Raw genomic sequence first — 8,405 nt, 5'->3', positions numbered from 1 at the left:
GCAAGTCGAATTTAAACAAAATGAGCCCAATACAATATCGAGCTCATTATTATCAAAATTAATTATAAATTTGTCTAAACTTTTGGGTGCAGTCTATTATTGTAGTTTTTAATGCGCTGCCAATTATAGTTTTAGAGGAAACTCTATTCACCATTCCATTTCCAGTTGCAACTAATATTGAATCTTTTATTATAGCTGGTGATGTTGTTAAAACAATGGTCCTAATTCTTAAATTTCCATTAATGTCTAATGCGGCTGATGGTTCGACGGTGTTTATTCCTACTTGTGTAAATCCTAAATTGCACACGATCATGATGAGTAAAGTAATTTTTAATTTCATAATAATAACGGATTTGATTGGTATGACTAAGTTATTAAATTCTTATATATGTGTCGTTAAAATACAGATATTATCGATTAAAGTATTAAAATATTGTCAATATCTCTTTTTGAGTAGGTTTTGTATTACAATAATTGTAGTGTTTTTTTTATGTTTAATATTGATTTTTATTGGATTGATAGTTTTTTGTTCTTAAATAAATTTTGGATTATTTGTATTGCTTTTAGTAGAAATGGCATCTAAAAAAGAATTTTTGTATAGTTTTTTGGTTTGTGTTATTTTTTATTTTATAAAAATTAAATTCCTCTGATATTATTTAAAAAGTGGCAGTTTTTAATCAAAAAAAATCCGTGAATCATATAGACTAACGGATTTTATATTAGAAATTTCAATCTACTAGTAGTAGGTATAGCGTCGCACTTGCGCTATGTATTTAGCCAAGCGAATTACTTGATGGCTGTACCCATATTCGTTATCGTACCAAACATAAAGAACAATATTTTTTCCATCGTTAGAAACAATTGTGGCATTACTGTCATAAATTGATGGTGCTGATGTTCCTACAATATCTGAAGAAACTAATTCGTTATTTAAGGAGTATTTAATTTGTTCTACTAGTTCACCTTCAAGTGCATAGTGTCTCATTATGTTATTTATTTCTTCGATGGAAGTTACTTTATCAACTTCAAGATTTAAAACCACAAGCGATCCATTTGGAACAGGAACACGAATAGCATTGGATGTTAATTTTCCTGCTAAACTAGGCAATGCTTTGGCAACGGCACTTCCTGCTCCAGTTTCTGTAATTACCATGTTTAATGCTGCAGCACGACCACGACGGTATTTTTTGTGCATATTGTCAACTAGATTTTGGTCGTTGGTATAGGCATGAATGGTTTCTAGGTGTCCTTTTACAACTCCAAGGGTATCTTCTACAGCTTTTAAAATTGGAGTAATAGCATTGGTTGTGCAAGATGCAGCCGAAAAAATAGTAACTTCATCTGGGTTAAATTCTTCATGATTGACACCATAAACAATATTTGGTACTCCTTTTCCTGGCGCTGTTAGTAATACTTTTTCAACTCCTTTTGAAACTAAATGGCGTTGCAAGGCTTCTTTGGTTGTGAAAACTCCGGTGTTGTCTATAACAAGTGCATTTTCAATACCATATTGGGTATAATCAATTTCTTCTGGAGCATTGGCAGTAATTATATGCACTGTTGTACCGTTAATTATTAGTGCATTATTTTCAACATCGGCTGTTACCGAACCTTCAAAATCACCATGAATAGAATCGTAACGTAATAATGAGGCTCTCTTTTCTAGAGATTGCGCGTCATTTCTGTCACGAGTAACAATAGCTCTAAGTCGAAGTTGTTGTCCTTTGCCAATTTTGCTCATCATTTCGCGAGCCAATAATCGTCCTATTCTACCAAATCCGTATAAAACTACATCTTTTGGTTTGATGTTTTTAGATGATTTAGCGTTCTTTAATTTGTCAATTACAAACGCTCTAGCATCGTTATATTTGTTATCTTCAAGATGGTATTCATACGTTAGTTTACCTATATCAATACGTGATGGCGGCAAATCTAAGTTTAAAATCGCTTTAGCAATTTCAACCGAATCAAAGACGTTTATAGGTTTCTGAACAAATTCGCCAGCATACTCGTGCAAGTTCATAATGTCGCTAACGTTTCTATCGATTAATTGATTTCTAAAAAGTACTAATTCTATGGATTTATCGTACCATAAATCACTTATTATTTTGATAAATTCGACTCCAGCTTTGCGTCTGTCTGCCTGAAAAGAGAGTTCTTTTTCGTATAAAGTGTTGTGGTTCATAAGAAAAGTAAATTGGGTTTTTGTTGTGTTGTTTTTTCTGAATTTCCTTCAGATTCTGATTAAATTTGGTGCAAAAGTAATCAACTATAACGTTTTCGTGAAATTATTTTAAACTTTTTTATTTTTTAAATTTTGATGAATGTTAATTTTTGCACTAACAGAAGGAGTTTTTGCTCTTTTTGTCGTCTAATGTATATTAGTTTTAATATTTTTGCAATGTGAATAGATTAATAGTCATACTAGCATTTGCCCTTCTTCTTAAGCCAATTTTTCCGGTTGTAGAGTACATTGTCAATTATGAATATATTTCCAAAGTTCTATGTGTTAACAAGGCTAAACCACAAATGAAGTGTAATGGAAAATGCCACTTGATGAAAGAATTAGCTAAAGCATCAGAAAGTGAAAAACCAATTTCTTCCGATAAAAAAGAAAATTCAAAACAAGAAGTTGAAATTTTATTTTTTCATGACATAAAACAAATAGAAATTAGTCCAATTTATTGCATCAATAAAAATTTTGTTGGTGATAGCTATTCTAATTTATACTTTCATACGGTTTGTTATTCTGTATTTCATCCGCCAACATTTATTTTTTAAATTTTATCGATTGTCGATTCTAAGTTATTGAATTGACCGAACTTTTATGTTCAAAATTGTTTGAAGAGTATTCTCTTTGGACGCAACTATTGTATAAATTTAAAAAATAAAAATGAAATTTCAATTAAAAAAAATAGCAGCCGTAATGGCTTTGGCTTTAGTATTTACGGCATGTTCTAAAGACGATGATGCTCTTGGTGGTGCAGGCGCGCTTGGTCTAGAATTTGACACTGTTTTTGGCACTTCCAATTTGATATTAAACACGCAAACAAATACTACTTCACAAGGTGAAAATTTAAAAATCTCTGATGTAAAATATATTGTGAGTAACATTGTTTTAACAAATGCTGACGGAAGTACTTTCACCTATCCTAAAAGTCAAAGTTATTTTGTTGTAGATGAATCTAATATAGCGAGCCAGACCATTGAGTTAACAAATATCCCATCAGGAAATTATACAAAGGTTAAATTTGGAATTGGTGTAGATCAAACTCAATTTAATTTGGGTGCTAGTGGTCAAGGAGATTTTTTGACTAAAGCACAAGATGCTGGAATGATGTGGTCTTGGAGTGCAGGTTATAAATTTGTACTTTTTGAAGGCGTTTTTAGTTCTGCAACAGTTGCCAATGATACCAGTTTTATGGTACATACAGGACAAACAGGCACTGCATACAATTATACAGAAATTACTCTTGACTTGCCTCAACAAGCTACCGTTAGAACTAATGTTAGCCCAGATATTCACATTTTTGCTGACGTAGCTAAAATTATTGATGGTACTAATAAAGTGAAATTTTCAGACAATACTATGGGCGGAATGGGAGCAATGATTATGGGCGGTGCAAATTTACCTCTAATCACTTCAAATCTTTCAGAAATGTTTACTGTTAATCACGTTCATAACGACTAAATAAATTCAAAAAGCCGTTAGTATATTATGCTAACGGCTTTTTTTTAAAACTTATCAAAATGAAAGCAAAATATTTTTTATTGCTCTTTTTTTATGGACTTATCAGTTGTTCTAATGATGACTCAGGTGATTATCAAAAGATTCTAATTGACTTTCAAGTTCCAAGTAATTTTCCACCTTTAGCTTACGATTTGTCAAACAATCCATTGACAGAAAAGGGATTTGAACTAGGAAAAAAATTATTTTATGATGGTAGACTTTCGTCAGATGGTTTAATTTCTTGTGGTTTTTGTCATATTCAGGCAAATGCCTTCACTCATCACGGACATTCGGTTAGTCATGGTGTTAACAATGCTGCAGGAACACGAAACTCACCACCAATTCAGAATTTAGCTTATCAAACTACCTTTATGTGGGATGGTGCTACTTCTCATTTAGATTTGCAGCCAATTATTCCGTTTACAAGCCCTATTGAAATGAATGGAAATTTTTCAAGCGCTATAAATATGATGAAAAATGATGCTATTTACCAAAAATTATTCAAGCAAGCTTTTACTGATGGACAAATAAATTCGGAAAATATGCTGAAAGCTTTAGGGCAATTTATGGTTATGGTAACTTCAAGTAATTCAAGATTTGATAAATTTAGACGCAATGAAGTTGGCGGAACTTTAACTCAAGATGAACTTGATGGATATGCTATTTTTAATCAGAAATGTGCTTCGTGTCATGCAACAGATATTTTTACGGATAATTCTTTTAGAAATAACGGATTGCCAGTAAACCCGGCAGTAAATGATGTTGGCCGTTATCGCGTTACAGAAATCACTCAGGATTTATATAAATTTAAAGTACCAAGCTTGCGAAACATTGAAAAAACTGCCCCATACATGCATGATGGTCGTTTTTTTACTCTTGATGCAGTTTTAAACCACTATTCTTCTGGCATTGTAAATTCTCCAACTTTAGATTCTAATTTGAATAACGGATCAAGTTTAGGAATTCCTTTGTCAACATTAGAAAAATCAAAATTAATTACTTTTCTTAAAACACTAACTGACAATCAGTATTTAACAGATACTCGATTTTCTGAATATTAATTACCATGAAAAATTACTTATTATTTTTTCTACTTGCATTTCAAATAGGAATTGCATCAGAAAATCACAAAATTACAGGCTTTCTAAATTTAGCAAAACCATCTTCGAAAAAGGATACAATTCCAAATGCTATTGATTATAAAAAATATTTTTTTGCTTATACTGATGAGGAAGAAGATGATTGTGATGCTTGTGGATGTTCTGCAAGTGGCGGCAGTATGGGGTTTTCTTCTATGCTAAACTCAAATTTTGTTGGCGTTAGATATTTTAATCAAAACTATAAAAGTACCGATGGATTGTACAGTAACTCTAAATGGTACACTGAAAATTTCAATACCATGCAGGTTTGGGCAAGAATTCCAGTCATTAAAAATGTACAAGTAACAGTTTTAGTTCCTTATCATTTTCATGATAGAGCTACCGAAAATGGAAAGCAACATATAAGTGGATTGGGCGATATTACTTTGTTAGGAATGTATCGTTTGTATCAAACCCATAAGGACAGTACACTTTTAGTCCATACATTGCAAGTTGGTGCTGGGGTAAAATTGCCATCGGGAAAATTTAATGAAACCAACTCTGGAAATGTAAATCCGAGTTACCAAGTTGGAACAGGCAGTTGGGATTATCTTTTAGCAACAGAATATACAGTTAAGAGAAAGCAATTTGGTTTAAATACTTTACTGAATTACATTATTAAAACTGAAAATAATAAGTATTATCGCTTTGGGAATCAGTTGAATTATTCTTCTACTTTATTTTATTTGTATCAAGTTAAAAAATATATTTTTGCTCCTCAACTGGGTTTTTCGGGTGAAATTTATCAAGAAAATTACCAGCATAAACAAATTGTTAAAAATACAGCTGGAGATATTTTCTTTGGAAAAATAGGTTTTGAGTTAGGGAAAGATAAACTTTCTCTTGGAGTAAATGCAATGTTACCAATCAATCAAAATTTAACTGGCGGTAATGTTGAGGCCAAGTACCGATGGTCGATTAATATTAATTATGCTTTATAAAAAATCACGTACAAGTAATATAGTGTATTTTCATTTTAAACTTTTAAATTACGCAAACGCAATGCATTTACAATTACCGAAACCGAGCTAAAACTCATCGCCAAAGCCGCAATCATAGGCGAAAGCAAAATTCCGAAAAATGGATATAAAACGCCAGCAGCAATAGGAACCCCCAATATATTATAAAAGAAAGCAAAAAATAAATTTTGTTTAATATTTCGCATCACGGCGTGGCTTAATTTTTTAGCTTTTACAATGCCTTGCAAGTCACCTTTTACTAATGTTATTTTGGCAGATTCTATTGCAACGTCAGTTCCTGTTCCCATTGCGATACCAATATCTGCTTGCGCCAAAGCTGGAGCGTCGTTTATTCCGTCGCCAGCCATGGCTACAATTTTGCCTTGCGCTTGTAGTTTTTTTATTTCGTTTCGTTTGTCTTCGGGTAAACAGCCAGCTTTGAAAGAAGCTAAATTGAGTTCGTCGGCAACTGCTTTGGCTGTGTTTTCATTATCGCCAGTTAGCATAATTACTGCTATACCTTGACGCATTAATTCTTTAATCGCTTCTTTACTAGAAGTTTTTATTGCATCTGTAATTGATATATATCCAACACCAACACCATCAATAGCGATATAAGAAACCGTTTTTCCTAGTTTTTGTTCAGCAATAATTTTGCTTTCTAAATCATTAGGAACACTTGCTCTTACTTGTTCCATTAGTTTTTTATTTCCTAATGCTACTTTTTTATTCGTTACTGTTCCAACAACTCCTTTTCCTGTAATAGCTTCAAAATCTTTGACTTCTACTAATGAAATAGTTTTTGCTTTCGCAAAATTTACTACTGCTTGCGCCAATGGATGTTCGCTGTATTGGTTTAAGGATGCGATATTTTGTAACAAAGTATCTTCTTCATTATTTACAGCATAAATTTTTTCTACAGATGGTTTTCCTTCTGTAATTGTTCCTGTTTTATCTGTTATTAGGACATTTACTTTGTTCATGTTTTCTAAGGCTTCGGCATTTTTTATCAAAATACCCAATTGCGCACCTTTGCCAACACCAACCATCACCGACATTGGTGTTGCTAATCCTAAAGCACACGGACAAGCGATAATTAAAACCGCAATCGCGTTTATAAATGCATAAACTAATGTTGGTTCGGGACCAAATTTTGCCCAAATCAAAAAAGTTATTACCGAAATAAGCACTACAATTGGCACAAAATATTTAGCAATACTATCGGCTAATTTTTGAATTGGAGCTCTAGATCGACTGGCATCATTTACCATTTTAACAATTTGCGAAAGCAGCGTTTCTGAACCTACTTTTTCGGCAATCATTACAAACGATTTGTTTCCGTTTATGGTTCCAGCAATCACATTATCGTCAATTTTTTTGTCTACAGGAATTGGTTCTCCAGTAATCATTGCTTCGTCAATACTGCTTTCGCCATCGGTTATTTTTCCGTCAACTGGAATTTTATCACCAGGTTTTACGCGTAATAAATCACCTTTTGCTATGTCGTGAATGGAAATTATTTTATCAATTCCGTCAACAACTAATGTGGCTTGTGTTGGAGCAAGTTTTAATAATTCTTTAATTGCGCCACTTGTTTGGCTGTGTGCTTTGGCTTCGAGTAATTGACCTAACAATACTAAAGTTAGAATTACGGTTGTGGCTTCAAAGTAAAGTGAAACTGAACCGTTGGCATTTTTAAATTCTGTTGGAAAAATACTTGGAAAAAACAATCCCACTAAACTAAAGATAAAGGCAACACCAGCACCAATTCCGATAAGTGTAAACATATTCAAATTCCATGTGATTATTGATTTATAAGCACGAACAAAAAACATCCAACACGCATAAAATACTACTGGAAGCGATAAAAAAAGTTGTACCCAATTGGTGTAAAGTGCAGGAAATATTTTATACAACGGATTATTTTCCATCATTTCCATCATTGCAATTATAAAAATAGGAACTGTAAATAAAACAGCAACTTTCATTTTTTTTACCAAATTTTTATATGTTTTCTGTTCTTCAGAATCGCTTGGTTGCATTGGAACTAAATCCATTCCGCAAATAGGACAAGAACCCGAATGGTCTTGAATAATTTCGTGATGCATTGGACATGTAAACAATGTTTTGGTAGAGTTTAGTTCGTGAACTTTTTCTAAATTCATGCCGCAAACTGGGCAATCTCCAGCTTTGTCATAATCTTTATCTCCTTCGCAATGCATTGGGCAATGGTATTTTGCATCCAAATCACTATTTGAAGCGCTAGTTTTTTTATCGTTTTTAAGTTCTGAATTTGAAGTTGCTTTTTCAGAATTTTCTACAACTGTATCTTTGTTATCGGAAATCTGATAGTTTCCAATTGCAGAAAGTATTTCTTGAAATTTATACGTTGGAAAGTGTTTTTCCATTGTTATTGTTGCGCTGTTTGTTTCTAAAAAAACGGTTGCTTTAATTCCGTCAATTGTGTTTAATGCTTTTTCAACTTTAGACTTGCAACCGTTACAACTCATTCCTGTAATTGTATATTTATGTGTCATTGGTTTATTGAATTAAAACCAACTTCACAAGTTAGTATTG

At 32.6% G+C, this 8,405-nt stretch carries 7 protein-coding genes; 4 read left to right on the top strand and 3 right to left on the bottom strand.

Features of this window, described 5'->3' with window-relative positions:
* Window positions 1-58: 58 nt before the first annotated feature.
* Together ACH2CG_RS08875 and ACH2CG_RS08870 are read right to left on the bottom strand one after the other, a co-directional pair.
* A complete protein-coding gene (locus tag ACH2CG_RS08875) occupies window positions 59-340 on the bottom strand; it encodes a hypothetical protein (RefSeq protein ID WP_395064298.1) in 282 nt (93 codons plus the stop codon).
* Window positions 341-736: 396 nt separating this feature from the next.
* Entirely contained in the window at window positions 737-2,185 is a 1,449-nt protein-coding gene (locus ACH2CG_RS08870) for a glyceraldehyde-3-phosphate dehydrogenase (RefSeq protein ID WP_395064296.1), read from the bottom strand.
* 371 nt (window positions 2,186-2,556) lie between these two features.
* Between ACH2CG_RS08870 and ACH2CG_RS08865 the strand changes: the two genes are divergently transcribed.
* From ACH2CG_RS08865 to ACH2CG_RS08850, 4 genes are all read left to right on the top strand, one after another.
* A complete protein-coding gene (locus tag ACH2CG_RS08865) occupies window positions 2,557-2,781 on the top strand; it encodes a hypothetical protein (RefSeq protein ID WP_395064294.1) in 225 nt (74 codons plus the stop codon).
* Between the two features lie 112 nt (window positions 2,782-2,893).
* Window positions 2,894-3,691 (top strand): MbnP family protein, encoded by a 798-nt coding sequence (locus ACH2CG_RS08860; protein WP_395064292.1) that lies wholly within the window; start codon window positions 2,894-2,896, stop codon window positions 3,689-3,691.
* A gap of 59 nt (window positions 3,692-3,750) precedes the next feature.
* Window positions 3,751-4,791: a cytochrome-c peroxidase gene (locus ACH2CG_RS08855; protein WP_395064290.1), complete on the top strand. Its 1,041-nt coding sequence runs from the start codon at window positions 3,751-3,753 to the stop codon at window positions 4,789-4,791.
* Between the two features lie 5 nt (window positions 4,792-4,796).
* Window positions 4,797-5,810 carry a transporter gene (locus ACH2CG_RS08850; RefSeq protein ID WP_395064288.1) on the top strand — a complete coding sequence of 338 codons (1,014 nt, stop codon included), beginning with the start codon at window positions 4,797-4,799 and terminating at the stop codon, window positions 5,808-5,810.
* A gap of 35 nt (window positions 5,811-5,845) precedes the next feature.
* On the opposite strand, the gene ACH2CG_RS08845 is transcribed toward ACH2CG_RS08850, so the two are convergent.
* A complete protein-coding gene (locus ACH2CG_RS08845; RefSeq protein WP_395064286.1) occupies window positions 5,846-8,365 on the bottom strand; it encodes a heavy metal translocating P-type ATPase in 2,520 nt (839 codons plus the stop codon).
* Window positions 8,366-8,405: the final 40 nt, after the last annotated feature.

This window comes from Flavobacterium sp., from assembly GCF_043778725.1.
In the GTDB taxonomy this organism is placed as follows: domain Bacteria; phylum Bacteroidota; class Bacteroidia; order Flavobacteriales; family Flavobacteriaceae; genus Flavobacterium.
Note: the sequence above shows the minus strand (reverse complement) of the source record. Positions and strands in the feature narration are given on the sequence as shown.

Excerpts from the sequence above, each read along its gene's own strand:
- ACH2CG_RS08855 (WP_395064290.1), top strand. The coding sequence starts at position 3,751 with ATGAAAGCAAAATATTTTTTATTGCTCTTTTTTTATGGACTTATCAGT.
- ACH2CG_RS08865 (WP_395064294.1), top strand. The coding sequence starts at position 2,557 with ATGAAAGAATTAGCTAAAGCATCAGAAAGTGAAAAACCAATTTCTTCC.
- ACH2CG_RS08870 (WP_395064296.1), bottom strand. The coding sequence starts at position 2,185 with ATGAACCACAACACTTTATACGAAAAAGAACTCTCTTTTCAGGCAGAC.
- ACH2CG_RS08860 (WP_395064292.1), top strand. The coding sequence starts at position 2,894 with ATGAAATTTCAATTAAAAAAAATAGCAGCCGTAATGGCTTTGGCTTTA.
- ACH2CG_RS08850 (WP_395064288.1), top strand. The coding sequence starts at position 4,797 with ATGAAAAATTACTTATTATTTTTTCTACTTGCATTTCAAATAGGAATT.
- ACH2CG_RS08875 (WP_395064298.1), bottom strand. The coding sequence starts at position 340 with ATGAAATTAAAAATTACTTTACTCATCATGATCGTGTGCAATTTAGGA.
- ACH2CG_RS08845 (WP_395064286.1), bottom strand. The coding sequence starts at position 8,365 with ATGACACATAAATATACAATTACAGGAATGAGTTGTAACGGTTGCAAG.